Origin of the sequence: Streptomyces sp. NPDC050619 (assembly GCF_040654815.1) — a bacterium.
Lineage (GTDB): Bacteria > Actinomycetota > Actinomycetes > Streptomycetales > Streptomycetaceae > Streptomyces.
In genome coordinates this window covers 1-23,888 of sequence record NZ_JBFAIR010000005.1, presented here as the reverse complement: position 1 = coordinate 23,888, position 23,888 = coordinate 1, and the positions used below count along the sequence as shown (strand labels likewise).

Genomic DNA, 23,888 nt, shown 5'->3' with positions numbered 1-23,888 from the left:
CACCATGAGCGGAATTCTCGAGGGCAAGCGCGTCCTGATCTCCGGTGTGCTGATGGAGTCCTCCATCGCCTTCCACGCCGCCAAGCTGGCCCAGGAGCAGGGCGCCGAGATCATCCTGACCGCGTTCCCGCGGCCCACGCTGACCGAGCGCATCGCCAAGAAGCTCCCGAAGCCCACCAAGGTCATCGAGCTGGACGTGACCAACGACGAGCACCTCGGCCGCCTCGCCGACATCGTCGGCGAGGAGCTCGGCGGCCTCGACGGCGTCGTCCACTCCATCGGCTTCGCGCCGCAGGATGCCATGGGCGGCAACTTCCTCAACACGTCGTTCGAGTCCGTGGCCACGGCCATGCACGTCTCGGCGTACTCCCTGAAGTCGCTCACCATGGCCTGCCTGCCGCTGATGCAGAACGGCGGCTCCGTCGTCGGCCTCACCTTCGACGCCCAGTTCGCCTGGCCGCAGTACGACTGGATGGGCCCGGCCAAGGCCGCCCTGGAGGCCACCAGCCGCTACATGGCGCGCGACCTGGGCAAGCAGAACATCCGCTGCAACCTCGTCTCCGCGGGCCCCATCGGCTCCATGGCCGCCAAGTCCATCCCGGGCTTCAGCGAGCTGGCCTCCGTCTGGGACGACCGCGCCCCCCTGGAGTGGGACCTCAAGGACCCCGAGCCGGCCGGCCGCGGCATCGTCGCCCTGCTGAGCGACTGGTTCCCGAAGACCACGGGCGAGATCATCCACGTGGACGGTGGTCTGCACGCCATCGGCGCGTGATCTTCCCGCGCTTCCCGCGCTTCCCGTACTTCCGGTACGTCGTCGGCGCCCCGTTTCCCGCAGTGTGCGGGGAGCGGGGCGTCGCCCGTTCGGCCTATCCGGCCGGGCGGAGCGAAGCCACAACCGCGCACTCTGGAGTACGCGTTCACCACGCGCTTCCCTCCCCAGCCCGGCCGAGGAGGTCCCCTTGTGCGCCTGTCCCGCTGCCTGGCCTCAGTGACCGTCGCGGTCTCTCTCGTGCTGTCCCTGCCGTACGAGGCGACGCCGCACACGCGCGTGGAGCCACGGAAGGAACGGCAGGCCGGCGAGCCGGAGCTCTTCGGTGCCACGTGTCGCAGCAGAATCACCGGCTCCCATGTGACGGCGTACTGCCACAACCCGTATCCGCGGACCGACGGCGTCAGCCTGCACATCGAGTGCGCCCGCTGGTGGGACGTCGACAGTGACGGCGCCCCGGTCGAGGCCGGTCCCGCGCAGACGGTGCGCCTGACCGGCCGCTGCTGGAAAGAGGTCCGCTCGGTGTGGGTCAGCCACCGGAAGCGGGATCTCTAAGGGAGCGGGATCTCTAAGGGAAGCGGGATCTTCAGGAATGGGGCACGGGGCCACCGGCGGTAGGGGCGGTGGGAGCGGCAGGGGCGGCAGAGGTGTCGAACCGGCCCGGACGGCACAGGAAGGGATAGCTGGCGGCTTCCGTGGCCGCCGCCGTCGCGTCGCCCGCGCGGATCGCGTCGACGAGCCGCGCGTGGTCCATGTGCGTCTCCGGCGTCAGCTCTCCGCCGACGTCGTCGCGCAGCCAGTCCCGCAGCACCTCGCCCAGATCGGCGTACATCGCGGTCATCACGTCGTTGTGCGAGGCGGCCACCACCGCCAGGTGGAAGGTCGCGTCCGCCGTCACGAAGGCCTCCGCGTCGCCCGACTCCCAGACCTCCTCACGCCGGACCAGGAGCGCGTCGAGCTGCTTGAGGTCCTTCTCCGTGCGCCGCTCGGCGGCCAGCCGGGCGGCGGCCGACTCCAGTGTGGCGCGCAGCTCGGCGATGTGCCGCGGGTCTGCGTCGGCGAAGCGGCGGTGCATCACGCCCGCCAGCTCGCTGGTCGCCACGACGTAGGTGCCCGAGCCCTGGCGGATGTCCAGCAGGCCGTTGTGCGCGAGCGCGCGCACGGCCTCGCGGACGGTGTTGCGGGCGACACCGAGCTGTTCGACCAGCTCGGGTTCCGTGGGGATCCGGGAGCCGACCGGCCACTCGCCCGAGGTGATCTGGTTGCGCAGTGCGGCGATGACCTGCTCGGACAGTGCCGACCGGCGGGGATGGCTCAGGGGCATGGCACACCTTCGCACGGCCGGGCTGGAAGCGAGCCCCCAGGGGATGGACAGCCAATCATCCTATGATTCTATGATGGTCCGCATGGCGCGTGAGGAAACCCGGACGACGAAGTCCACGACCGCACGAGGTTCGACCGCGACCGACTCACAGGGAGCGGTGGTTCCCCGGGTACCCGCCACGCGCGCGTGGGCGACACGACTCGTCGTCGTCGGCATCGTGCTGTCCGCCCTCAACCTCCGCCCCGCCATCACCAGCCTCGGCGCCCTCCTCGAAGAGGTGCGCGACGGCCTCGGCATGAGCGGCAGCGTGGCCGGGCTCCTCACCTCGGTACCCCCGCTCTGTTTCGCCGTCTTCGGCGTCATGGCCCCCCGTCTGGCCCGCCGCTTCGGACCCGGCGCGGTGGTCTGCGCCGGCATGGTCGCCATCGCCGCGGGCCTGTTCATACGGCCGTACGCGGGCGACACAGTCGGCACGGCAGGCTTCCTGGCCGCCAGCGCCCTCGCGCTCATGGGCATCGCGGTCAGCAACGTCCTGATGCCGGTCATCGTCAAGCGCTGGTTCCCCGACCGGGTCGGCTCCATGACCGGCCTGTACTCGATGGCAATGGCCCTCGGCACCGCGGCCGCGGCGGCCGTGACCGTGCCCATGGCGAACGTGCTGGGCGGGAGCTGGCAGTCCGGGCTCGCGGCGTGGTCCGTGCCGGCGGCGGCGGCCGTGCTCCCGTGGATCCCGCATGTACGGGACCGGGGCACTGCGGACCCAGGCGTTGCGGACCCGGGCGCTGTGGATCGAGGTGCTGCGGATCGGGATACGGCGGACAGGGGCGCTGTGGATCGAGGTGCTGTGGACGGGGATACGGCGGACAGGGGCGCTGTGGATCGAGGCGCTGCGGACCGTGACACGGCAGACCGGGGGGCTGCGGACCGTGACACGGCAGACCGGGGCGCTGCGGACGGGGATACGGCAGACCGGGGCGCTGCGGACCGGAGCGGCGCGCCGATCGGCGCGTCCCGTCGGGAAGGGGAAGCCGCGCGCGAGGAGCCGTCGGCTGCCTTGCGGATCACCCGGAGCCGTATCGCCTGGGCGCTCGCCGTCTTCTTCGGGCTCCAGGCCACCGCCGCCTACATCACGATGGGCTGGATGGCGCAGATCTTCCGCGACGCGGGCGTTGCCGCCGACACGGCCGGGCTGCTGCTCGCCGTCATCATGGTGTTGGGCGTGCCGCTGGCCTTCGTCATCCCGCGCGTCGCCAGCCGGCTGCCGCACCAGGGCCCGATCGTGATCGCGCTCGGCGTCTGCGGCCTGGCGGGATACGCCGGCATTTACTTCGCCCCGGCCGGTGGCGCCTGGGCCTGGGCCGTGCTGCTCGGCGTCTCCAACTGCGCCTTCCCGCTCGCCCTCACGATGGTCGGAATGCGGGCCAGGACCGGCGCCGGCGTCGCCCAGCTGTCGGCCTTCGCGCAGAGCACCGGCTATCTGATCTCCATCCCGGGCCCGCTCCTGGTAGGCGTGCTCTACCAGAGCAGCGGCGGCTGGGGCCTGCCGATCGCCCTGATGACCTGCCTGATGATCCCCCAGATGGTGGTGGGCGTCCTGGCCGGACGCGACCGCACCGTGGAGGACGAGGCGGCCCGCTGACTCCGGGGATCCGGCGGATCCGGGGGGTCCGGTGGACCCGGCGGATTCGGGGGATCCGTCGACCTCACCCCGGCGGATCCGCTGCCGGCGACGGGTGCGAGACTTGCCGCATGCCAGTGCTCGATCCGAACCCCCAGAACGGCCAGAGGAAGATGCTGCTCGTCTTCGGCTCGTTCTTCGCCATTTTCGTGGTCATCGCCATCATCGCGACGATCGCCTCGCCGTGACCTCGCCCCGCGCGCTCTTCCGCCGGGTGCGTGGTGGGGCTACCACCACCATCCCCTAGGGGGCGAGTGTCAGGGTCAACTGGGTGGATCACCGGATGGGTTGAGGGCCGAGAATTCCGTAACTTCGAGATGTGACCGCAAGAGGGCGGACCACGGACCACTCGAAGACCCGCGGAGGCATCCATGTCGGCCCCTACATACCCCCGCCCCCGCCCGGCGACCCGGGGCCGCATCGACATCCGGCTGCCCTGGTGGGCGCTCGCCCTGCCGACGCTCGCCTTCATCGTGCTCCTGGCCTTGATTCTCAACCCGACGGACGCGCAGGCGGCGGCCGGTGACCCCGCCGTCACCCGTCTCTTCGAGCACATACAGCAGCTGACAGGCCTCTGAACACGTGCGGAGCCGCCCGTCAACTCCCTGCGCCCCATGGCCTGTTTCATGCGAAGCTGGATCCTATGAGCGTCGCAGAACCCCGCAGGATTGTCCTCTTCCGGCATGCGAAAGCCGACTGGCCACAGGTAGCCGACCACGAGCGGCCGCTCGCTGAGCGGGGCCGCAAGGACGCCGCAGTCGCCGGACGCAAGCTCGCCGACACCGGCCTCCCCTTCGACCTGGCCCTGTGCTCCACCGCGGTCCGGACCCGCGAGACCTGGAAGCTCGCCGTCCAGGAATTCCCACAGCGGCCGAAAACGGTCTACGAGGAGCGGGTCTACGAGGCCTCACCCGGCGAACTGATCGCCGTGCTCAACGAAACCCCCGACGAGGCGCAGAACGTCGTGCTCATCGGCCACAACCCGGGCGTCCAGGGACTCGCCGACATCCTGGCCGGCTCGGCCGAGGGCGATGCCCGCGACCGGATGAGCCGCCGCGGCTTCCCGGCCGCCGCCTTCGTCGTCCTGTCGTACGACGGCTCCTGGAAGGCCCTGGAGCCGGGCGTGGCCACCCTGCTCGACTACTGGGCACCGACCGAGTGATCCGGCCCGCGTGACAAGGGCCCGGCACCGCAGCGGTGCCGGGCCCTTCCTTCCGGACGGCTCAGTTCTCGTCGTGCGTGTCCGCCGCCTCGACCTCTTCGCGGGTGACGCCCAGCAGATACAGGACCGTGTCCAGGAAGGGGAAGTTCACCGCGGTGTGCGCGGCCTCGCGCACCACCGGCTTGGCGTTGAAGGCGACCCCGAGCCCGGCCGCGTTGAGCATGTCCAGGTCATTGGCGCCGTCGCCGATCGCCACCGTCTGGGCCAGCGGTACGCCCGCCTCGGCGGCGAACCGGCGCAGCAGCCGCGCCTTGCCCGCCCGGTCCACGATCTCGCCGGTGACCCGGCCCGTCAGCTTCCCGTCGACGATCTCCAGCGTGTTGGCCTGGGCGAAGTCCAGCCCCAACCGCTCCTTCAGATCATCCGTGACCTGCGTGAATCCGCCCGAGACGACGCCCACTTGATAGCCGAGCCGCTTCAGCGTGCGGATCAGCGTGCGCGCGCCCGGCGTCAGCCGCACCTCGGCGCGCACCTTGTCCACCACCGAGGCGTCCAGCCCCTCGAGCAGCGCCACGCGCGCGTGCAGCGACTGCTCGAAGTCCAGCTCCCCGCGCATCGCGGCCGCCGTCACCTCAGCGACCTCGGCCTCACAGCCGGCGTGGGCGGCGAAGAGCTCGATCACCTCGTCCTGGATGAGCGTCGAGTCGACGTCCATGACGATCAGGCGCTGGGCGCGCCGGTGCAGTCCGGCCGCGACGACGGCGACGTCGACACCGAGTGCCGCCGCCTCGGTCACCAGGGCGGTGCGCAGGGGTTCGGTCTCCACGCCGGACACCGCGAACTCGACCGCCGTCACGGGGTACTTGGCCAGCCGGAAGATACGGTCGATGTTGCCGCCGGTCCCGGTGATACGGGCGGCGATCGCCGCCGTCGCCTGTGCGGTGAGCGGATGCCCGAGCACGGTGACGAGGGAGCGCCCCAGCCCGCGCGGCCTGTTGTCACCGAGGCCGGAGATGATCTCCGCCTGCATTTTCATCGACTCCGCCCAGCTGTGGACGGTCGCCCGGAGATTTCCGTCCAGCCCGCGGGGCGGCACGGTCACGAGCGCGCACAGGACGATCCGGCCACGGGTGACGACCTGCTCGATGTCGACCACCTCGACGGAGTAGGCGGCGAGGGTGTCGAAGAGTCCGGCCGTGATGCCCGGCCTGTCCTTCCCGAAGATCTTGACGAGAAGGGTGGGGACGTCAGAGGTCGAGGTCTGCGAAGCGCTCATGGTGTTCCCACCGTATCCGGCACGCCGTGCCCTCTGCTCCTGCGGTCCGACTAGCGGACAGGAAACACTGGGCGGCGGGCCGATGACATGGGCCCTACGAGCGGAACACGTCTTCTCCGATTCTCCGAGATGGGGCCCGAGCGGATCACCGCCGCCGTTTCGGCCTCCCGGGCGGAGGGGGCGGGGGCGGAGGCGGCGGTGGGGGCGGAGGCCCCTCGTCCGGTCCGGAGGGCGGCCGGTTTCCGGGCCGTGACCTGGGCGGTGGGCCGATCGGGCGGGCCACCGTGGGGGCGCCGTACACGTCGTCGCCGGGCGACCGCGGACCACCGGGCTCCCCCACCTCGTCGGCCGACCGCGCACCCTCCGCCGTCCCCGCTCCTTCCCCCGGCGACCTTCCACCAGCCGATCGCCCACCTCCGGCCGCCGCCCCCGCACCAGCGGGCCCAGCGTCCTCCGGCACCCGCAGGTACGGATTGGTGTCCGGGTTCGGCGGTCGGTACGACGCACCGGGGGAGTAGGGCCCGGCTTCGCCCGTGTGCGGCTTCCCGGTCTGGCCGCGGTAGGGCGGCGGTTCTCCGGTTTCCGCGGGGGAGGGCTCACGGGTTTGGCCTGCGTGTGGGCCTGCGGCAGGCGCTCCCGCCTCGCCGGCGTGGGGTCCGTCGGTTTGCCGCGTGTAGGGTCCTCCGGTTTCGCGGGCGTAGGGTCCTTGGGTCTGGCTCGGGTAGCGTGCTCCCGCCTCGCCGGCGTAGGGCCCCTCGCTCTGGTCCCCGTACGGTCCTCCGGCTCCACCAGCGAAGGGCACCTCGCCCTGGTCCCCGTACGGTCCTCCCGCCCCGTCGCTGTACGGCGATCCCTCCGCCGAGCCGGTATACGGCCTTCCCGCTTCACCGGTATACGGCCCTTCCGCCGAGTCGGCATACGGCCCTCCCGCCATGCCCGCATACCGCGGATCCCCGGCACCTCGCGCCGTCGCCGCCCCCGTGCTCCGCATCCCCGTCGCGTCACCGAGTGCCAGTGGTGCCGCCGCTCGTCCCGCCGCCCCGGTCGCTCGGGCGAGCAGCGCGCCGACCGCACCCGCTCCCGCACCCCACAGCGCGCCGAGCAGTAGCGCCATGCCGACGTGCCCGTGCAAGTCGATTCCGGCGCCGAACGCGTCGAAGCCGAGCACGGACAGCGAGGCGTCCACCGACACCTCCGTCAGCCAGGCGAGCAGCGGCAGTGTCAGCGCCGTCGCGACCCCGAGCCGCAGCGCACAGCGCCCGGCGAAACCGAGGGCACCTGGATCTCGTACGAACCCGGAATCCCCGCCTTGCCCACCCCCGGAACCCTCGCCCCTCACGCCCGCCACGCCCCTAGCTCCCGCACTCCCAGCTCCCGCACCCCGCCCATATCCAGCACTGCCCCGAGCCCCGGTACCCCCACCCCCGGTACCTCCAGCCCCGGTACCCCCACCCCCAGCACCGCCACCCCCCGCCCCGCCAGCCCCCAACCCCGCCCCCAGCCCACGCCCCCCATAACCCCCGCCACCCCCATAACCCAAGCCCCCCGAATAGCCCAAGCCCCCCGAATAACCCAAGCCCCCCGAATAACCCAAGCCCCCCAAAGCACCCAAGCCCCCCAAAGCACCCCCGCCACCCCCCGCCCCCCAACCCCCCACAGGCGTCCGCACGGCCATCAACACCCCCGCCAGCAGCATCATCAGCCCCGCCGCAACCCCCAGCAGCCACACCCGCCCGTCCAGCTCGGCCAGCCGTCCCAGCGTCACCGGCTGGTCGGAGTCGGCCCTCAGCAGGTCGTCCAACGGGTCCGGGAGCAGCTGCCCCAGCTCGCCGGTCGCCTTGCCGTCCCATGGGACGAACAGGCCGATCGGAATGCCCAGCCACGTCCCGTTGGGGGCGCCGAGCAGCGCCGCGCCCGCGATCCGCTTGGGATGGTCGTCGCCGATCGCCGCGTACCCCGCCGCGGCGAACCCCGCGGCCACCGCCACCAGCAGAACCGTGACGAGGGCGGACGCGGCCGGCCGTACCACCCGGTGCACGGCCTCCCAGCCCCGCGGCAGCGGCGTGCGGCGCGAGGCCAGCAGCGCGATCAGCAGGATCCCGGCCGACCAGCCGAGGCCGCCGAGCAGCGTCGGCGCGGTGTCCACCGTGAAGCCGACCGCCGCCCGCGCGTCGACGAGGTCACCGATCTGGTCGGGCAGCAGCCCCCCGATGTCCCCGATATCCCCGATGTCACCTACCCCGGGAATCTCGATGCCACCGCCCCCACCACCGCCGGGCAGGACGTCGAGCCCGAGCGAGCTCCCGTCGATCGTGATGACGTCGTGCCCCGCCCACACCAGCCCGCCCAGCATCGCCACGAACAACGCGACCACCGCGCCTGCCCGCGCGAGGAGTTCGGACGGCGCGATCACAACTCCGGCCGCGCGCAGGGACCGTAAGAAGAACCACGACAACAGCAGTGCTCCGACGAGGCTCACGCCGAGTGGCGTGATCTCGACGGCGGTCGCCACCTCCGCGCCCGTGAGCCCGAACGCGGACACATCGCCGGACGGTGTGACCGAACCACCCGCCCCAAGAGCCACCACCGCCGCGGTCATCGGCCCGAGCGAGCCCGCCGCGTCCGCCTCCAGCAGATGCAGACCGAGCGCCGCCGTGCCGGCCATCCCGATCAACGCCCAGCTCACGGAGGCGATCGCGGACAGCAGGATGTCGCCCCACGGCAGCCTCGTGCCGTGTTTCGCGGTCTCGACGCTCATGGACGCACTCATGGCAGACCCCCCGATCCGCGGCGCGGCTCAGTCGCCGCGCATGTCCCCCTCACGTGATTTACCACTCTCCGGCCCGATTTCAACCCCGTCAACGGAAACAGCCGAAGCGGGCGAACGCCTTCTTCACAAGGCCCGACTTTCGGTCAGAGGGCCGAGCCTGAAATAGTTCCCGACGATGTTCGACATCCCTAGACTCCCTGTGATGGGGGTAACTCGGGGGACTACTCAGTGGGGCTGGAGTGCCGGAACTCGTACTGGAATTGAACGGACGTACCTGGACGATCGACCCGTCCAGGTCATACACCCTCGGACGGGATCCGCAGGGAGACATCGTGCTCGACGACGCCAGGGTGTCCTGGCGTCACGCCACGATCAGCTGGAGCGGCCGCGGTTGGGTCATCGAGGACCACGGCAGCACCAACGGCACATTCATGCAGGGGCAGCGGATCCATCAGATGGAGATCGGCCCCGGCTCGGCCGTACACCTCGGCAACGCGACCGACGGACCGCGCCTCGCCGTCGCCGGCGCCGCGGCCGCCGTCGCCACACCGCAGGCTCAGCCACAGCAGCAGCCGTACGCGGCCCAGGGCGCGAGCCCCGGCTGGGCAGCGGCCCAACAGGCCCCGCAGGCCCCGCAACAGCAGGCCCCGCAGGCCGGCTGGCAGCAGCCGCAGCAGGCCGCACCGCAGATTCCGCAGCAGCACGGCCCCGGTGGTGGCGCGGGGGCGCCGCCGGTCTACGGCGACCGCAGTCCGACCACGTTCCACCAGTTCTCCCTCGGCCGCGTCATGCGCATCGGTCGCGCGCTGGAGAACGAGCTGGTCGTCTCCGACCTTCAGGTCTCCCGGCACCACGCCGAGTTCCACGCCACGCCCGACGGCCGCTACGAGATCCGCGACCTCGGTTCGCACAACGGCACGTACGTCAACGGTCAGCCGATCGTCAAGGGCGGCTCGGCGCTGCTCGGCCCGAACGACATCGTCGGCGTCGGCCACTCGACGTTCCGCCTGGTCGGCGACCGCCTCGAGGAGTTCGTCGACACCGGCGAGATCTCCTTCTCGGCCCGTCACCTGACGGTCACGGTCGACGGCGGCAAGCAGATCCTCAAGGACGTCTCCTTCGGCGTCCCGGAGAAGTCGCTGATCGCGGTCATCGGCCCGTCCGGTTCCGGCAAGTCGACCCTGCTCAAGGCGCTCACCGGCTACCGGCCCGCCAACCAGGGCGACGTCCTCTACGACAACCGGAACCTCTACAAGCAGTTCGCCGAGCTGCGCCAGCGCATCGGTCTGGTCCCGCAGGACGACATCCTGCACAAGGAACTGACCGTCAAGAAGGCCCTCAAGTACGCGGCCAAGCTGCGCTTCCCCTCGGACACCAGCACCGAGGAGCGCGACCAGCGCATCGACGAGGTGCTGCGTGAGCTGAAGCTGGACATCCACAAGGAGAAGAAGGTCACCTCCCTCTCCGGCGGCCAGCGCAAGCGCGTCTCCGTGGCCCTGGAGCTGCTGACCAAGCCGTCGCTGATCTTCCTGGACGAGCCGACCTCGGGCCTTGACCCGGGCATGGACCGCGACGTCATGCAGCTGCTGCGCGGCCTCGCCGACGACGGCCGTACGGTCCTGGTCGTCACCCACTCCGTGGCCGAACTGGCGATCTGCGACAAGCTCCTGGTGATGGCGCCGGGCGGCGCGGTCGCCTACTTCGGTCCGCCGGAGGAGGCGCTGAACTTCTTCGGCTACGACACCTGGGCCGACGTCTTCTCCGCCTTCGAGAACTACCGCGACTACGACTGGGCGGGCCGCTGGAAGGGCTCGCAGCACTACCAGATGTACGCCGCGGACATCGACGCCGTTGCGCCGCAGTCCGTACACATGCCTCCGCCGCATTCGATGCGTCCGCCCAAGCCGCAGGGCTGGATGTCGCAGTTCGTCACGCTGGTGCGCCGCTACACGTCGGTGATCGCCTCCGACAAGGGCTTCCTGGCTCTGACGGTGATCCTGCCGGCCGTCCTGGGCGCGGTGAGCCTGCTCATCGACTCGGGCAACAGCCTGCTGCCCAACCCGGCCAACCCGAAGACCGGCCGGATCATCCCGAACGGCACCGCCACCACGGTCCTGCTGATCCTCGCGGTCGGCGCCTGCTTCGCCGGCGCGGCCAACTCGGTCCGCGAGCTGATCAAGGAACGGGTCATCTACGAGCGGGAGCGCGCGACCGGCCTGTCCCGCTCCGCGTACCTGATGTCCAAGGTGTTCGTGCTCGGCGTGATCACCGTGCTTCAGGGCCTGATGGTCGGCGTCATCGGGTTCGCGAGCCGGGAGATCCCGAAGGAGGGCCTGGTCCTCGGCAGCGCGACGCTGATCGAGCTCTCCATCCCGATCATGGCGCTGGGCTTCACCTCGATGATGTTCGGCCTGGTCATCTCCTCGCTGGTGAAGACGGCCGAGAAGACCATGCCGCTGCTGGTCATGTTCGCGATCATCCAGGTCGTGTTCACCGGCTGCCTGTTCGCGCTGAACGGCGCGGTCGGGGTCAACGAGTTCTCGTACCTGATGCCGTCCCGATGGGCGGTCGCCGCCGCGGGCGCCACGCTGGACTTCAACAAGATCAGCCCGCCCAAGGACGGCGGCGGCACCGACCCGCTGTGGGAGCACACGGTCGGCACCTGGGGCATGGACATGGCCGCCCTGATCGTCCTCGGAGTGATCTGCGGCTTCTTCGTGGCCCGCTTCCTGCGCCGCCACGAGCCCGAGGTCATGCGCAAGTGATCACTCTCGTACGACGGACTCTCGTACGACGGTGAAGGGCGGCACCCCGGTGAGGGTGCCGCCCTTCGGCGTAGGAATCGGCGTAGGAAGAGGTCCGCGCGGCCTCAGTACGCGCTGTTGACGTTGTCCATAGAGCCGTACTTGTCGGCCGCGTAGTTGGCGGCGGCGGTGATGTTGGCGACCGGGTCGTAGATGTTCCAGGACGTGCCCGGGACGTGGTACGCCTTGAAGGTCGGCGGGATGACCTGGAGCAGCCCCTTCGAGGGGATGCCGTTGATGGCGTTGATGTCCCAGTTGTTGATGGCGTTCGGGTTGCCCGAGGACTCCCGGATGATGTTGCGGTGCAGGCCGTTGTAGCTGCCCGGGATGCCCTTGGCCTTCATGATGTCGAGCGAGTGCTTGATCCAGCCGTCGAGGTTGTTGGTGTAGGTCTTCGCGGCGGCGGCCTTGACCGGGGTGCGCTTGGCGGACCTGCTGGCGGCCTCCTTCGCCTCGCGCGCCTGCTGGGCCTTCTTCTTCGCGGCGGCTGCGGCGGCGGCCTTCTTCTTGGCGGCGGTTTCGGCGGCGGCCTTCTTCTTCGCCGCCGCCTCGGCCTTGGCCTTCGCTTCGGCGGCCTTGGCCTTCTCCTGAACCGCGGTGGCCTTGCTCTGGAGGCTGTCACCGGCGAGCTGCTCGGAGACGCCCGACTGGAGGCCCTTGAGCTGCCCGGAGCCGTAGGCCACCGGGGCCGAGGCGCCGGCCGCCTGGGACGTGGTCGTCTGCCCGCCAGGGACGGCGGAGAACGCGACGGCGGCGGCGCCGAGCGTGGCGACACCCGCGATGGCGATCTTGTGCGTTCGGGTCAGGGCGCGACTACGTTCACGAAACTTGATGTTCTTGGGCATGGCGAATGGACCTCTTCGAATAGCGCGGAGGTCGCTCTTCGTCCGTGGGGACTGCCGTATTTCCGGCACAAACGCCGCGGTCGGAACCCGCGGCGCTGAGCGACGAGAGCCATTCTTAGCGGCCGCAAAATGCCCAGGCAAAGGTGTGACGTACGAAGCTGGGTAGTGGATCAGGGAAGGGCAAAACGGGACAGACCGGAACGTCTGCCCCGTTCAGGGTGGGACCCTTTGTCTCCTATCTCCCTTCGTACGTGATCTGCGCCCTATGTGCGGGCTCACATCCGGCGGGTGCTGGTCTCACCAACAGTTGCTGGCGCAATGCTCTGTGTGAGGCCCCTTCTCCGGGAGGACGAGGTGCACGTCCCCGAACTCGTGCCACAGGTAGAGCCCGCGCAGCGCCTCCTCGTAGCTGCGGTCGATAGCCGCCCGCCCCGCGATCGCCTCCAGCATCAGCAGATGCGAGGCCTCCGGCTCGTGCAGCCCCGTCAGCAGCCCGTCGACCACACGTACACCCCTCTCCGGCGTGACCACGAGACCGGTCCAGCCGTCGGCCGCCCGCACCACCCCGTCGTCCCCCGTCGCCGACTCCACGGCCCGCACGGCCGTCGTACCGACGGCGATGACCCGCCTTGCCTGATCGGCCCTGACCGCGTTGATCAGCCGAGCCGACGCCTCCGGCACCGCGAACCGCTCCGGATACGGCGGCTCGTGCGCCTCAGCCGAGGCCACCCCCGTGTGCAGCGTGATCGGCGCGAACTGCACCCCCCGGCTCACCAGCTCCGCCACCAGCCGCGCGGTGAAGGGCCGGCCCGCACTCGGCATCTCCGCGCTGCCCGCCCCGTCAGGCGTCGGCAGTGCGAACACCGTCTGGTACACGGACAACGGCTGGTCCCGCTCCGTATAGGAGTAGCGAATCGGCCGCCCGTACGCCCGCAGCATCCCGAGGACTCCCGCCCCGGGCACTCGCGCCCACCACAGCCGCTCGCTCCCCGCGCTCACCGGCTCCTCCAGAACCAGCCGCCCCCTTCCCGGCAGCCGCACTTCCGTCCCCGCGGGACCGCCCGCACGCGCGCGCGTGGTGCCCTCCCCGTCGGGATCCCGCAGCTCGACCGCCCACCGCCCGTCGTCCCCGCGCGTGGAGAAGTGCACCACCACGCGCGCGTGCCCGATCCGCCCGTCGACCGCGGCGGCCAGCGTGGGAGACGTATTGACGACCAGCAGGTCCCCCGCCCGCAGCAGCCGGGGCAGCTCGACGAACGCGTGGTGTGACACCTCCGTGCCACGCGACACCAGCAGCCGTACGGCATCCCGGTCGAGCCCGGGCCCGCGCTGCTCGGCCGGTACGCGCGCGGACAGCTCCTCAGATACGCGCACTGCCAGCGTCATCGCGACTCCAGCAGGGAAGGCGCCCCGTAGCGCCCGCTCACGGGACGCTCGTCCAGCAGCCGCAGGAACGCGGGGACCACACCGGCCGGCTCCGGCCGCGGATCGTCGTCCTCCGGTACGGCCGCCGCGTACAGCTCCGTCGCCATGTCCCCGGGGTCGACCGCCCAGACCCGCAGCCCGGGCTCCTCCGCGGCGAACACCGCCGTCAGGTGGTCCAGGGCGGCCTTGGACGCCCCGTAGCCGCCCCACGTCTCGTACGCCTCGGCGGCCGCGTCCGAGCTGACCGCGATCACCGTGCCCGCCTCCGAGGCCCGCAACAGCGGCAGCGCCTCCTGGACCAGGCCCAGCGCGGCCACCACATTGACCTCCAGCGCCCGCCTGAGCCCCTCCAGGGGCAGCTTCTCCAGCCGGACCAGCGGCTCGGCGCCCAGCGCGCTCGCGTTGTTCACCAGCAGGTCGATCCCGCCGAGCCGCCACGCGGCCGCCACCAGCTCGCTCCGGTGCCCGGCGTCCGTGACGTCCCCCGGCAACGCCGTCACACGCGTGCCGTGCGCCGACACGACCGCCGCCGCCTCCGTGAGGGCCTGAGCGCCTCTGGCGTCCAGCACCAGATCCCAGCCGCGGGCGGCCAGCGCCTCGGCCAGCGCCCGCCCCAGTCCTTTGGAGGCCCCAGTGATGATCGCTACCGGCATGACACACGTCCCCTCGTCCTCGACGCCTCGATCGGCGTGCCACCAACGTAGGAACACGGCTGCCCGCGGCGCCTCGGACGCGGGCCGCAAAGAGGCGAGGCCCTTCGTCCTAGGCCCACCGGCCTAGGAGAGGGCCCTCACTGGTCGGATCCGCGTTGTCACACCCCGCCGGTAACGTGAGGGCATGAGTCAAGGCCCCCGGTCCGGCCTCGCCGCGGTGAGCTCCGCGCTGCTGGCCATGAGCAGGCACCTGGAGGTGCGCGACGTCCTCAAGACGATCGTCGCCTCCGCCCGCGAGCTGCTCGACGCGCGGTACGCCGCCCTCGGTGTCCCGGACGACCACGGCGGCTTCGCCCAGTTCGTGGTCGACGGCGTCAGCGAAGCGCAGTGGAAGGCCATCGGCCCGCTCCCGCGCCAGCACGGCATCCTCGCCGCGATGCTGCGCGAGGCCAGGGTCGAGCGCCTCGCCGACGTGCGCCAGGACCCCCGCTTCGAGGGCTGGCCCTCCGCCCACCCCGACATGTCCGACTTCCTGGGCCTGCCGATCCGCGACGGCGACGAGGTCATCGGCGCGCTGTTCCTCGCGAACAAGAACTGCCCCAAGCCCGAGGGCACCTGCGGCTTCACCGAGGACGACGAGGAACTGCTCTCGATCCTCGCCCAGCACGCCGCGATCGCCCTCACCAACGCCCGCCTCTACGAACGCAGCCGCGAGCTGACGATCGCCGAGGAGCGCTCCCGCCTCGCGCACGAGCTGCACGACGCGGTCAGCCAGAAGCTCTTCTCGCTGCGCCTGACCGCCCAGGCCGCCGCCACCCTGGTGGACCGCGACCCGTCCCGCGCCAAGGGCGAACTCCAGCAGGTGGCCGCGCTCGCCGCCGAGGCCGCCGATGAACTGCGCGCGGCAGTCGTCGAGTTGCGCCCCGCGGCACTGGACGAGGACGGCCTGGTCGCGACCCTCCGCACCCAGATCCAGGTCCTCGACCGCGCCCACAGCGCGCGCGTGACCTTCGCCGGCCGTGGCGTCCGCGCCCTGCCCGCCTCCCAGGAGGAGGCCGTGCTGCGCGTCGCCCAGGAGGCCCTGCACAATGCTCTGCGCCACTCGGGCGCGCAGCACGTCGAGGTGACCCTGGACCGGCGCGGCAGCGGAGCCGTCCTGCGGGTGACGGACGACGGCAGCGGCTTCGACCCCCAGTCGATACGCCGCGCGGGACGCCACCTGGGCCTGGTCTCCATGCGGGACCGGACGAACGGGGTCGGCGGCACGCTGACCGTGGAATCGGCGCCCGCCAAGGGCACCACGATCGAGATGGAGGTCCCCGGTGGCTGACGCAATCAAGGTGCTGCTCGTCGACGACCACCAGGTGGTCCGCCGGGGACTGCGCACGTTCCTCGAAGTCCAGGACGACATCGAGGTCGTGGGCGAGGCGGCCGACGGCGCCGAAGGCGTCGCCCGCGCCGAGGAACTGAAGCCCGACGTCGTCCTGATGGACGTCAAGATGCCGGGCATGGACGGCGTCGACGCCCTGCGCAAGCTCCGGGAACTGAACAACCCCGCGCGCGTGCTCATCGTCACCAGCTTCACCGAGCAGCGCACGGTCGTCCCGGCCCTGCGCGCGGGCGCCGCCGGATACGTCTACAAGGACGTCGACCCGGACGCGCTGGCCGGCGCCATCCGTTCCGTCCACGCGGGGCACATCCTGCTCCAAGCCGAGGTCGCGGGCGCCCTGTTGTCCCAGGAGATGACCAACTCCGGGCAGGGAAGAGGCGGTTCGCTCACCGAGCGGGAGCGCGAGGTGCTCGGACTGATAGCGGACGGCCGCTCCAACCGATAGATCGCCCGCGCGCTGGTGCTCTCCGAGAAGACCGTCAAGACGCACGTCTCGAACATCCTGATGAAGCTCGACCTCGCCGACCGCACCCAGGCCGCCCTGTGGGCCGTACGCCATGGCGTGACGGGCTGACAGGCCTTGGCCCTCGGCAATACGGAGCGTTCCGCTCCGGACTGAGATTCATACCGTCGTGGGAATGTCCCCCGGATGGCGCATCCTTTGTGGCCCTCCGCCGTTCTCCAGTGCGTGCTGCGGCGACTGCCGCGGCAATCGCTAGGAGGGCTCAGAAGTGAACAAGCTGAAGAAGGCAGCGGCCGTGACGATGGTGGCCGGCGGGCTGGTCGCCGCCGGTGCCGGGATGGCCTCTGCCACCGACGGTGCGCACGCCGACGGCAAGGCCGTGGGCTCGCCGGGCGTCGTCTCGGGCAACGTCACCCAGGTCCCGGTGCACGTCCCGATCAACGACGTCGGCAACAGCGTGAACGTCATCGGCGTGCTGAACCCCGCCTTCGGCAACCTCGGCATCAACCACTGACACCGGTCGCCCAGCGGGCACTGACCTCCGGCCTCCCGGGCCCCCACTCGGGAGGCCGGTCGGCGTCTTGGTGAACATTTCAGCGCCGGTCCAGGCAATCTCAGCCCGTCCGGCGTTTGAGGACGAGGCCGTTCAGGCCGAAACGGGGGTCTGGGGGCAGAGCCCCCAGGCACGCCCCCACCCACACCGTCCACCACCACAACCGACGCTCACCGCACCCCCCTCTCCTGCTCCTCCACAACGGAGTTGTACGCAGCCACCTGCGCCCGCCGAGCCGTCCGCTCCACCGGCCGCAACGCCTGCCCCCGGGCCGCCATCTCAGCGGAACTCACCGCACCCCCGTGCCCGTTCTCGTACGCCAGGGAAACCAGCAGCCGCACCCGCTGCGCCAGCTCCAGCACCCGCACCGCCCGCGGCGGATACCCCGGAGCCAACACCTCCTGCCCCCGCTCGGCCCGCGCCCGGTACGCATCGATCGCCGCCTGAGCCACCGGCCCCGACCCGGCCACGTCCAGCCGCGTGAGCACCTCGGTCGCGTCCCGGAGCGCCTCCGCCAGCTCCCGCTCGGCCTCCCCGAGCGAGGGCACATCGGCGGGCGGCGCCTCCCGCACCGCCAGGCAGTGCCACACCACCTCGACATGCACATCGCCGTCCGGCCCGGCCTCGTACACCTCGGGCACCAACCCGAGCGCGGCGCCGTAACAGATCACGGCCTCCTCGGCGTCCAGCGCCCGCGCGTTGAACTCCGGCGGCCCGCTCAGCCCCAGCGGGTGCCCGGGCGCGGGCAGCGCGACCCGCAGCCCCGTCACCCCGAGCGACCGCAGCCGCCCCAGCGCGAGCGTGAGACCGACGGGCGCCGACTCACCCGGCAGCCCCTCCACCCGGTGCAGCACGTCGTCCCCGACTATCGAGAGCACGGCGTCGTCCGGCGAGACAAGTCCGACCAACAGGGCATTTCCCCAGGCGGCAAGGCGTCCTGAACGTGGTTCCGAAAGCATGCCTCCACCCTAAGGACCGGACCGATGGAATGGAGCGGGCGACCGGTGGCGTAGATTTCCTTGAGGGCTGCGCCCACCGGCGCGGCGGATCGAGCCACCGGCGAACGCGACACCGAGACCGGCCAGACTGCAAGGGGAGACAACGCGCTCATGAGCGATGTTCTGGAGCTTCAGGACGTATCCGTGGTCCGGGAGGGCCGGGCTCTGGTGGACCAGGTCTCCTGGTCGGTCAAGGAGGGCGAGCGCTGGGTCATCCTCGGCCCCAACGGCGCCGGCAAGACCACCCTCCTGAACGTCGCTTCCAGCTACCTCTACCCCAGCACGGGCACGGCCACGATCCTCGGCGAGACCCTCGGCAAGCCCGGCACCGACGTCTTCGAGCTGCGCCCCCGTATCGGCATGGCCGGCATCGCCATGGCCGACAAGCTCCCCAAGCGCCAGACCGTCCTACAGACGGTACTCACCGCCGCGTACGGCATGACCGCCGGCTGGCAGGAGGAGTACGAGGAGGTCGACGAGCAGCGCGCCCGCGCCTTCCTCGACCGCCTCGGCATGAGCGACTACCTGGAGCGCAAGTTCGGCACGCTCTCCGAGGGCGAGCGCAAGCGCACCCTCATCGCCCGCGCCCTGATGACCGACCCCGAGCTGCTGCTCCTCGACGAGCCCGCCGCCGGCCTCGACCTCGGCGGCCGCGAGGACCTCGTACGCCGCCTCGGCCGCCTCGCCCGCGACCCCATCGCCCCCTCGATGATCATGGTCACCCACCATGTCGAGGAGATCGCCCCCGGCTTCACCCACGTCCTGATGATCCGCCAGGGCAAGGTCATGGCCGCCGGTCCGCTGGAGCTCGAACTCACCTCCCGCAACCTCTCCCTCTGCTTCGGCCTCCCGCTCGTCGTCGAACAGAACGGCGAGCGCTGGACCGCACAGGGCCTGCCGCTGTCCTGAACTTGCCGAACTCCCGGGCAAGAAGGCCGTTTCCAGGCTCGGCGCCCTGTCGGAGGTGGTACCCGCGGACCTACCATGACCATGTGAACGACATCGACGCATGGGTGTGGTGGCTCGTCGGCGCGGCGGCGCTCGGAATCCCGCTCGTGGTGACCGCGATGCCGGAACTGGGCATGCTCGCGGTGGGCGCGCTGGCCGCCGCCCTCGCGGCCGCAATCGGCGGCGACCTCGTCGTCCAGGTGCTGGTCTTCGCCGTCGTCTCGGTCGCCCTCATCGCCGTCGTACGGCCCATCGCCGCCCGGCAGCGCTCGCAGCGACCCCAACTCCTTTCCGGCGTGGACGCCTTGAAGGGCAGACCAGCCGTCGTCCTGGAGCGCGTGGACGGCTCCGGCGGCCGGATCAAGCTCGCCGGAGAAGTCTGGTCGGCCCGCTCTCTCGACACCGACCACGCCTACGAAGTGGGCCAGGAAGTGGATGTTGTGGAGATCGAGGGAGCCACGGCGATCGTCATGTGACCTTGCCGGTTCGGGACATGACGTAACTGGACGGAACGCCCCACGAGCACGCGACGGTCTGTCACACTCGACCAGCAAGATCTTCAACAGGCATAAGATCTTCCGAAAGCGCCGAGGCGGAGAAGGGTACGGGGAGCACGATGGAACCGGTCATCATCGTCTTGATCATCCTGGTGGTGTTGGTCTTCATCGCCCTGATCAAGACGATCCAGGTCATCCCGCAGGCGAGCGCAGCCATCGTGGAGCGCTTCGGCCGCTACACGCGGACGCTCAACGCGGGCCTCAACATCGTCGTCCCGTTCATCGACACCATCCGCAACCGCATCGACCTGCGTGAACAGGTCGTGCCGTTCCCGCCGCAGCCGGTGATCACCCAGGACAACCTGGTCGTGAACATCGACACCGTCATCTACTACCAGGTGACCGACGCCCGGGCCGCGACCTACGAAGTCGCCAGCTACATCCAGGCGATCGAGCAGCTCACCGTCACCACGCTCCGCAACATCATCGGCGGCATGGACCTGGAGCGGACCCTGACCTCCCGCGAGGAGATCAACGCCGCCCTGCGTGGCGTCCTCGACGAAGCCACCGGCAAGTGGGGCATCCGCGTCAACCGCGTGGAACTGAAGGCCATCGAGCCGCCGACCTCCATCCAGGACTCGATGGAGAAGCAGATGCGCGCCGACCGCGACAAGCGCGCCGCGATCCTCACCGCCGAAGGTACGCGCCAGGCCGCCATCCTCACCGCCGAAGGTGAGAAGCAGTCGCAGATCCTCCGCGCCGAAGGTGAGGCCAAGGCCGCCGCCCTGCGCGCCGAGGGCGAAGCCCAGGCCATCCGTACGGTCTTCGAGTCCATCCACGCCGGAGACGCGGACCAGAAGCTCCTCGCCTACCAGTACCTCCAGATGCTCCCGAAGATCGCCGAGGGCGACGCCAACAAGCTCTGGATCGTGCCCAGCGAGATCGGCGACGCGCTCAAGGGACTGAGCGGCGCCATGGGCAACTTCGGCCCCATGGGCGGCAATTCGGGCGGCGGCACGGAGCGCCGCGAGAAGCCCTCCGTCACCGACTGACGGGATACGACGATGGGGCCCGCCTCCGCTCGGAGGTGGGCCCCATCGTCGTACGCACTAGGCGGCCGGCTGTGCCAGCCACTTGGGCAGGGCCTGGAAGTCGTCATTGCCCAGCGACAGCAGCATCGCGCCCGCCGGTGTCGGCTCGAACGGCTGCCGAAGCAGCGGCATGTCCGCCTGCTCCGGAGTCCGGTTCGCCTTGCGGTGGTTGTCCTGCGCGCACGAGGCCACCGTGTTCAGCCAGGTGTCCTGACCGCCCTGCGACCGCGGCACCACGTGGTCCACGGTCGTCGCCCGCCGGCCGCAGTACGCGCACCTGTGCCGGTCCCGCACCAGGACACCCCGCCTCGACCACGGGGCTTGTCTTCGGAAGGGCACCCGTACGTACCTGCACAGCCTGATCACCCGGGGCGCCGGTATGTCGACCGCGGCTCCGCGCATACGCAGTTCGGGGTGGGACTGCTCGACGACGGCCTTGTCCTGAAGCACCAGAACGACGGCTCGGTTCAACGTCACCGTGGACAGCGGCTCGAAGCTCGCGTTCAGTACCAGCGTGTCCCGCATGTCAGCCCACCTCCCGTGCGTACCGGCCCACCCCTGTGGCGGGCTGGATCAACTCTGGCCGGGCACGCCGAGATGGACAACGCAATAAAAATGCCCGCCCCTGATCAATTCCAAGACCAGAGGCGGGCAAACGTTCTATGAATGTCAGGCTTCGGCGGGCACCTCGTACTCACCGATCAGCTGGGCGCGCGCCAGCGTGTGGAACCGCAGGTTGAAGCCCACGTAGGCAGGGGTCGCATCGGAGTCTGGTCCGAGCTTCTCCTGGTCCACGGCGTACACCGTGAACACATACCGGTGCGGGCCGTCCCCGGGCGGCGGAGCGGCACCGCCGAACTCCTTCGACCCGTAGTCGTTGCGTGCCTGGACCGCGCCCTCCGGCAGCCCCTCGAACTTGCCGCTGCCCGCACCCACCGGCAGCTCGGTGACCGAGACCGGGATGTCGAACACCACCCAGTGCCAGAATCCACTGCCCGTCGGAGCATCGGGGTCATAGCAGGTCACGGCGAAGCTCTTGGTCTGAGGCGGGAAGCCCTCCCACCGCAGCTGCGGCGAGGTGTTGCCGGCCGCGTAGACCTGAGCGTCCTTGAGCGTCGCACCCTCCGCGACGTCCTCGCTCGTCACCGTGAACGACGGCACGGGCGGATGGAAGTCGTGCGGGAGCGGCCGCCGCTTGAGCTCGGTCACCTCGGTACCTCCTGGATCGGTTCTGGAGTCAGTGGTTCCGAGCCTAGAACCAGTTGCGCTTGCTGCCGACCTCGGACAGCCACTGGTTGAGGTAGGCCACCCAGTCGGTGCCCTGGAAGTCGTTCAGACCCACCTGGAACGAGCGGAAGGTGTCACTGCCCTCGCTGAACAGACCCGGCTTCTTGTCCATCTCCAGGATGACGTCCATCGCGTTCGCGTCGGCGACGAAGCTCAACTCGACCTGGTTCAGACCCCGGTACTGCTGCGGCGGCAGGAACTCGATCTCCTGGTAGAACGGCAGCTTCTGCCGTGTACCCCGGATGTGGCCGCGCTCCATGTCCGCGTTCTTGAACCGGAAGCCCAGCTGGATGAACGCGTCCAGGATCGCCTTCTGCGCGGGCAGCGGGTGCACGTTGACCGGGTCCAGATCGCCGGAGTCCACGGCCCGGGCGATCGCCAGCTCCGTGCTGACACCGATGTGCATCGAGGGCAGCGCGCGCCCGTCGATCATCGTGATCGGCGTCTCCCACGGGATCTCAAGACCGAACGGCACCGCGTGCACGGCATTCGCCTTCAACTCGAAGGCCCCACCGAGCGGCACCTTCGTGAACTCGATGTCCTGCTTGTACTCCTGGTCGCCGCTCTCGACCTCGACCTTGGCCTGAAGCCCGACCGACAGCGCCTCGATCTGCTGGTCGACGGACCCGCCCTGGATCCGCACCTCACCCTGGACGACACCACCCGGAACGACGTTGACCTCGGTCAGCACCGTCTCCACCGAAGCCCCGCCGGCCCCCAGGCTCGCGAGCAGCTTCTTGAACGCCATGTCTCTCCCTCTACCGATGGACCCTTGATCCCTACAAACGCGATCCGGCCCTGGCCGGTTCCGCGCCCTCACCCTGGCAAGCCGGAGGAAGCCTGACCACCCCTTGGTACGCACCCCTCTGGACTACGCTCGGACGCCATGATCGCGCCCCCGGACCGTATGCCACTCCCCAGGGACTTCTTCGACCGCCCCGTACTGGACGTAGCCCCCGACCTCCTCGGCCGCATCCTCGTCCGCACGACGCCGGACGGTCCGATCGCGGTGCGCCTCACGGAGGTCGAGGCCTACGACGGCCTGAACGACCCCGGCTCCCACGCCTATCGCGGCCGCACGGCCCGCAACAGCGTGATGTTCGGTCCGCCTGGGCACGTGTACGTCTACTTCACCTACGGCATGTGGTTCTGCATGAACCTGGTGTGCGGCCCGGAGGGCACGGCGAGCGCCGTCCTGCTCCGCGCCGGGGAGATCGTCGAAGGCGCCGAACTGGCCCGCAAACGTCGGCTCTCGGCCCGAAACGACAAGGAACTGGCCAAAGGCCCCGCCCGCCTGGCCACGGCCCTGGGCGTGGACCGGGCCCTGGACGGCACGGACGCCTGTACCGCCGAGGACACACCCCTACGGATCCTGACCGGCGAATCCGTGCCCTCCGACCTGGTGAACAACGGCCCACGCACCGGAGTGGCCGGCGACGGAGGCGTCCACCCATGGCGGTACTGGATCGCCAACGACCCGACGGTGAGCCCGTATCGGGCTCACGTACCCAGGCGTCGCTCAAGTTGACTCGCTCTTGGAAGATGCGTAACGTAGCCCGAGCCGCTTGAACCGGGTACGGCGTTCGCCAGCAGCCGGAAGCGGCCAAACCACTACCTACGACTTCCCCTCAGCGGGGGCTTATTCGGCGTGCTTGCATGTCTGAATTCGGAACTCGCGGGACTCGATTATGAGTTGGCGAGGGGAATCGGCTAACGTAGTGAATGTCGAAAGGCCGACAGGCGAAAGCCAAGGGTCTTCGGTATATCCCGCCGACAGGGAATCGGATCGGAAAAGGATCTGGTAGAGTCGGAAACGCAAGAACCGAAGGGAAGCGCCCGGAGGAAAGCCGCGAGAGAGTTTCTCGGGTGAGTACAAAGGAAGCGTCCGTTCCTTGAGAACTCAACAGCGTGCCAAAAGTCAACGCCAGATATGTTGATACCCCGTCTCTCCCGTC

The 23,888-nt window shown here is 70.2% G+C and carries 23 protein-coding genes and 1 pseudogene; 14 read left to right on the top strand and 10 right to left on the bottom strand.

The features are described from left to right. The first annotated feature begins 4 nt into the window (after positions 1 to 4). Complete coding sequence (gene fabI, locus AB0I77_RS10885; protein ID WP_363282115.1) at positions 5 to 772, top strand: enoyl-ACP reductase FabI; 768 nt, start codon at positions 5 to 7, stop codon at positions 770 to 772. A 189-nt stretch (positions 773 to 961) separates the two neighbouring features. Further along, the gene (locus AB0I77_RS10880; protein WP_363282114.1) at positions 962 to 1,324 is read left to right on the top strand and encodes a hypothetical protein; all 363 of its coding nucleotides are present in this window, start codon (positions 962 to 964) and stop codon (positions 1,322 to 1,324) included. A gap of 31 nt (positions 1,325 to 1,355) precedes the next feature. On the opposite strand, the gene AB0I77_RS10875 is transcribed toward AB0I77_RS10880, so the two are convergent. Continuing rightward, positions 1,356 to 2,093: a FadR/GntR family transcriptional regulator gene (locus AB0I77_RS10875; protein ID WP_363282113.1), complete on the bottom strand. Its 738-nt coding sequence runs from the start codon at positions 2,091 to 2,093 to the stop codon at positions 1,356 to 1,358. A gap of 43 nt (positions 2,094 to 2,136) precedes the next feature. On the opposite strand from AB0I77_RS10875, the gene AB0I77_RS10870 reads away from it, so the two are divergent. The 4 genes from AB0I77_RS10870 (at position 2,137) to AB0I77_RS10855 (ending at position 4,933) form a co-directional block, all read left to right on the top strand. Further along, positions 2,137 to 3,732 (top strand): MFS transporter, encoded by a 1,596-nt coding sequence (locus AB0I77_RS10870; protein ID WP_363282394.1) that lies wholly within the window; start codon positions 2,137 to 2,139, stop codon positions 3,730 to 3,732. A gap of 110 nt (positions 3,733 to 3,842) precedes the next feature. Next, positions 3,843 to 3,959, top strand: coding sequence for an SGM_5486 family transporter-associated protein (locus AB0I77_RS10865; RefSeq protein ID WP_363282112.1), 117 nt, complete (start codon positions 3,843 to 3,845; stop codon positions 3,957 to 3,959). A 183-nt stretch (positions 3,960 to 4,142) separates the two neighbouring features. Beyond that, positions 4,143 to 4,349 (top strand): hypothetical protein, encoded by a 207-nt coding sequence (locus tag AB0I77_RS10860; RefSeq protein ID WP_363282111.1) that lies wholly within the window; start codon positions 4,143 to 4,145, stop codon positions 4,347 to 4,349. 65 nt (positions 4,350 to 4,414) lie between these two features. Beyond that, a complete protein-coding gene (locus AB0I77_RS10855; RefSeq protein WP_363282110.1) occupies positions 4,415 to 4,933 on the top strand; it encodes a histidine phosphatase family protein in 519 nt (172 codons plus the stop codon). A gap of 61 nt (positions 4,934 to 4,994) precedes the next feature. Here AB0I77_RS10855 and serB read toward each other — a convergent pair whose 3' ends face one another. Both serB and AB0I77_RS10845 read right to left on the bottom strand, forming a co-directional pair. Continuing rightward, on the bottom strand, positions 4,995 to 6,209 hold the full coding sequence (gene serB / locus AB0I77_RS10850) for a phosphoserine phosphatase SerB (protein ID WP_363282109.1): 1,215 nt from the start codon (positions 6,207 to 6,209) through the stop codon (positions 4,995 to 4,997). Between the two features lie 145 nt (positions 6,210 to 6,354). After that, complete coding sequence (locus AB0I77_RS10845; protein ID WP_363282108.1) at positions 6,355 to 8,967, bottom strand: streptophobe family protein; 2,613 nt, start codon at positions 8,965 to 8,967, stop codon at positions 6,355 to 6,357. A 251-nt stretch (positions 8,968 to 9,218) separates the two neighbouring features. Between AB0I77_RS10845 and AB0I77_RS10840 the strand changes: the two genes are divergently transcribed. Further along, the gene (locus AB0I77_RS10840) at positions 9,219 to 11,744 is read left to right on the top strand and encodes an FHA domain-containing protein (RefSeq protein WP_363282107.1); all 2,526 of its coding nucleotides are present in this window, start codon (positions 9,219 to 9,221) and stop codon (positions 11,742 to 11,744) included. A gap of 104 nt (positions 11,745 to 11,848) precedes the next feature. Here the strand turns inward: AB0I77_RS10840 and AB0I77_RS10835 are convergent, their stop codons facing one another. The 3 genes from AB0I77_RS10835 to AB0I77_RS10825 form a co-directional block, all read right to left on the bottom strand. Then, complete coding sequence (locus tag AB0I77_RS10835) at positions 11,849 to 12,628, bottom strand: transglycosylase SLT domain-containing protein (protein ID WP_363282106.1); 780 nt, start codon at positions 12,626 to 12,628, stop codon at positions 11,849 to 11,851. Positions 12,629 to 12,925: 297 nt separating this feature from the next. Beyond that, positions 12,926 to 14,014, bottom strand: a complete 1,089-nt coding sequence (locus AB0I77_RS10830) for an S-adenosylmethionine:tRNA ribosyltransferase-isomerase (RefSeq protein ID WP_363282105.1) — start codon at positions 14,012 to 14,014, stop codon at positions 12,926 to 12,928. Next, positions 14,011 to 14,706, bottom strand: a complete 696-nt coding sequence (locus AB0I77_RS10825) for an SDR family oxidoreductase (protein ID WP_363282104.1) — start codon at positions 14,704 to 14,706, stop codon at positions 14,011 to 14,013. The genes AB0I77_RS10830 and AB0I77_RS10825 overlap by 4 nt, the downstream gene beginning before the upstream one ends. A 184-nt stretch (positions 14,707 to 14,890) precedes the next feature. On the opposite strand from AB0I77_RS10825, the gene AB0I77_RS10820 reads away from it, so the two are divergent. From AB0I77_RS10820 to AB0I77_RS10810, 3 genes and pseudogenes are all read left to right on the top strand, one after another. Continuing rightward, on the top strand, positions 14,891 to 16,036 hold the full coding sequence (locus AB0I77_RS10820; protein ID WP_363282103.1) for a GAF domain-containing sensor histidine kinase: 1,146 nt from the start codon (positions 14,891 to 14,893) through the stop codon (positions 16,034 to 16,036). Next, a pseudogene (locus AB0I77_RS10815) lies at positions 16,029 to 16,670 on the top strand (response regulator transcription factor). The gene AB0I77_RS10820 and the pseudogene AB0I77_RS10815 overlap by 8 nt, the downstream one beginning before the upstream one ends. A gap of 157 nt (positions 16,671 to 16,827) precedes the next feature. Continuing rightward, complete coding sequence (locus tag AB0I77_RS10810; protein WP_363282102.1) at positions 16,828 to 17,073, top strand: chaplin; 246 nt, start codon at positions 16,828 to 16,830, stop codon at positions 17,071 to 17,073. Between the two features lie 209 nt (positions 17,074 to 17,282). On the opposite strand, the gene AB0I77_RS10805 is transcribed toward AB0I77_RS10810, so the two are convergent. Then, the gene (locus AB0I77_RS10805; protein WP_363282100.1) at positions 17,283 to 18,071 is read right to left on the bottom strand and encodes a hypothetical protein; all 789 of its coding nucleotides are present in this window, start codon (positions 18,069 to 18,071) and stop codon (positions 17,283 to 17,285) included. Positions 18,072 to 18,221: 150 nt separating this feature from the next. On the opposite strand from AB0I77_RS10805, the gene AB0I77_RS10800 reads away from it, so the two are divergent. The 3 genes from AB0I77_RS10800 (at position 18,222) to AB0I77_RS10790 (ending at position 20,607) form a co-directional block, all read left to right on the top strand. Beyond that, entirely contained in the window at positions 18,222 to 19,019 is a 798-nt protein-coding gene (locus AB0I77_RS10800) for an ABC transporter ATP-binding protein (RefSeq protein WP_363282098.1), read from the top strand. 83 nt (positions 19,020 to 19,102) lie between these two features. Next, positions 19,103 to 19,534, top strand: a complete 432-nt coding sequence (locus tag AB0I77_RS10795) for an NfeD family protein (protein WP_363282097.1) — start codon at positions 19,103 to 19,105, stop codon at positions 19,532 to 19,534. A 140-nt stretch (positions 19,535 to 19,674) separates the two neighbouring features. Continuing rightward, entirely contained in the window at positions 19,675 to 20,607 is a 933-nt protein-coding gene (locus tag AB0I77_RS10790) for an SPFH domain-containing protein (RefSeq protein ID WP_363282096.1), read from the top strand. A 57-nt stretch (positions 20,608 to 20,664) separates the two neighbouring features. On the opposite strand, the gene AB0I77_RS10785 is transcribed toward AB0I77_RS10790, so the two are convergent. The 3 genes from AB0I77_RS10785 to AB0I77_RS10775 form a co-directional block, all read right to left on the bottom strand. Then, positions 20,665 to 21,171, bottom strand: a complete 507-nt coding sequence (locus tag AB0I77_RS10785) for an HNH endonuclease (RefSeq protein WP_363282095.1) — start codon at positions 21,169 to 21,171, stop codon at positions 20,665 to 20,667. Positions 21,172 to 21,315: 144 nt separating this feature from the next. Then, positions 21,316 to 21,855, bottom strand: coding sequence for a YbhB/YbcL family Raf kinase inhibitor-like protein (locus tag AB0I77_RS10780; RefSeq protein ID WP_363282094.1), 540 nt, complete (start codon positions 21,853 to 21,855; stop codon positions 21,316 to 21,318). 43 nt (positions 21,856 to 21,898) lie between these two features. Next, on the bottom strand, positions 21,899 to 22,681 hold the full coding sequence (locus AB0I77_RS10775) for a sporulation protein (protein ID WP_363282093.1): 783 nt from the start codon (positions 22,679 to 22,681) through the stop codon (positions 21,899 to 21,901). A gap of 138 nt (positions 22,682 to 22,819) precedes the next feature. Between AB0I77_RS10775 and AB0I77_RS10770 the strand changes: the two genes are divergently transcribed. Further along, a complete protein-coding gene (locus AB0I77_RS10770) occupies positions 22,820 to 23,461 on the top strand; it encodes a DNA-3-methyladenine glycosylase (protein ID WP_363282092.1) in 642 nt (213 codons plus the stop codon). Positions 23,462 to 23,888: the final 427 nt, after the last annotated feature.

Coding starts and splice junctions, on each gene's coding strand:
- AB0I77_RS10825 (WP_363282104.1), bottom strand. CDS start 14,706: ATGCCGGTAGCGATCATCACTGGGGCCTCCAAAGGACTGGGGCGGGCG.
- AB0I77_RS10845 (WP_363282108.1), bottom strand. CDS start 8,967: ATGAGCGTCGAGACCGCGAAACACGGCACGAGGCTGCCGTGGGGCGAC.
- fabI (WP_363282115.1), top strand. CDS start 5: ATGAGCGGAATTCTCGAGGGCAAGCGCGTCCTGATCTCCGGTGTGCTG.
- AB0I77_RS10860 (WP_363282111.1), top strand. CDS start 4,143: ATGTCGGCCCCTACATACCCCCGCCCCCGCCCGGCGACCCGGGGCCGC.
- AB0I77_RS10865 (WP_363282112.1), top strand. CDS start 3,843: ATGCCAGTGCTCGATCCGAACCCCCAGAACGGCCAGAGGAAGATGCTG.
- AB0I77_RS10870 (WP_363282394.1), top strand. CDS start 2,137: ATGGACAGCCAATCATCCTATGATTCTATGATGGTCCGCATGGCGCGT.
- AB0I77_RS10790 (WP_363282096.1), top strand. CDS start 19,675: ATGGAACCGGTCATCATCGTCTTGATCATCCTGGTGGTGTTGGTCTTC.
- AB0I77_RS10875 (WP_363282113.1), bottom strand. CDS start 2,093: ATGCCCCTGAGCCATCCCCGCCGGTCGGCACTGTCCGAGCAGGTCATC.
- AB0I77_RS10830 (WP_363282105.1), bottom strand. CDS start 14,014: ATGACGCTGGCAGTGCGCGTATCTGAGGAGCTGTCCGCGCGCGTACCG.
- AB0I77_RS10835 (WP_363282106.1), bottom strand. CDS start 12,628: ATGCCCAAGAACATCAAGTTTCGTGAACGTAGTCGCGCCCTGACCCGA.
- serB (WP_363282109.1), bottom strand. CDS start 6,209: ATGAGCGCTTCGCAGACCTCGACCTCTGACGTCCCCACCCTTCTCGTC.
- AB0I77_RS10775 (WP_363282093.1), bottom strand. CDS start 22,681: ATGGCGTTCAAGAAGCTGCTCGCGAGCCTGGGGGCCGGCGGGGCTTCG.
- AB0I77_RS10805 (WP_363282100.1), bottom strand. CDS start 18,071: ATGCTTTCGGAACCACGTTCAGGACGCCTTGCCGCCTGGGGAAATGCC.
- AB0I77_RS10770 (WP_363282092.1), top strand. CDS start 22,820: ATGATCGCGCCCCCGGACCGTATGCCACTCCCCAGGGACTTCTTCGAC.
- AB0I77_RS10785 (WP_363282095.1), bottom strand. CDS start 21,171: ATGCGGGACACGCTGGTACTGAACGCGAGCTTCGAGCCGCTGTCCACG.
- AB0I77_RS10855 (WP_363282110.1), top strand. CDS start 4,415: ATGAGCGTCGCAGAACCCCGCAGGATTGTCCTCTTCCGGCATGCGAAA.
- AB0I77_RS10800 (WP_363282098.1), top strand. CDS start 18,222: ATGAGCGATGTTCTGGAGCTTCAGGACGTATCCGTGGTCCGGGAGGGC.
- AB0I77_RS10820 (WP_363282103.1), top strand. CDS start 14,891: ATGAGTCAAGGCCCCCGGTCCGGCCTCGCCGCGGTGAGCTCCGCGCTG.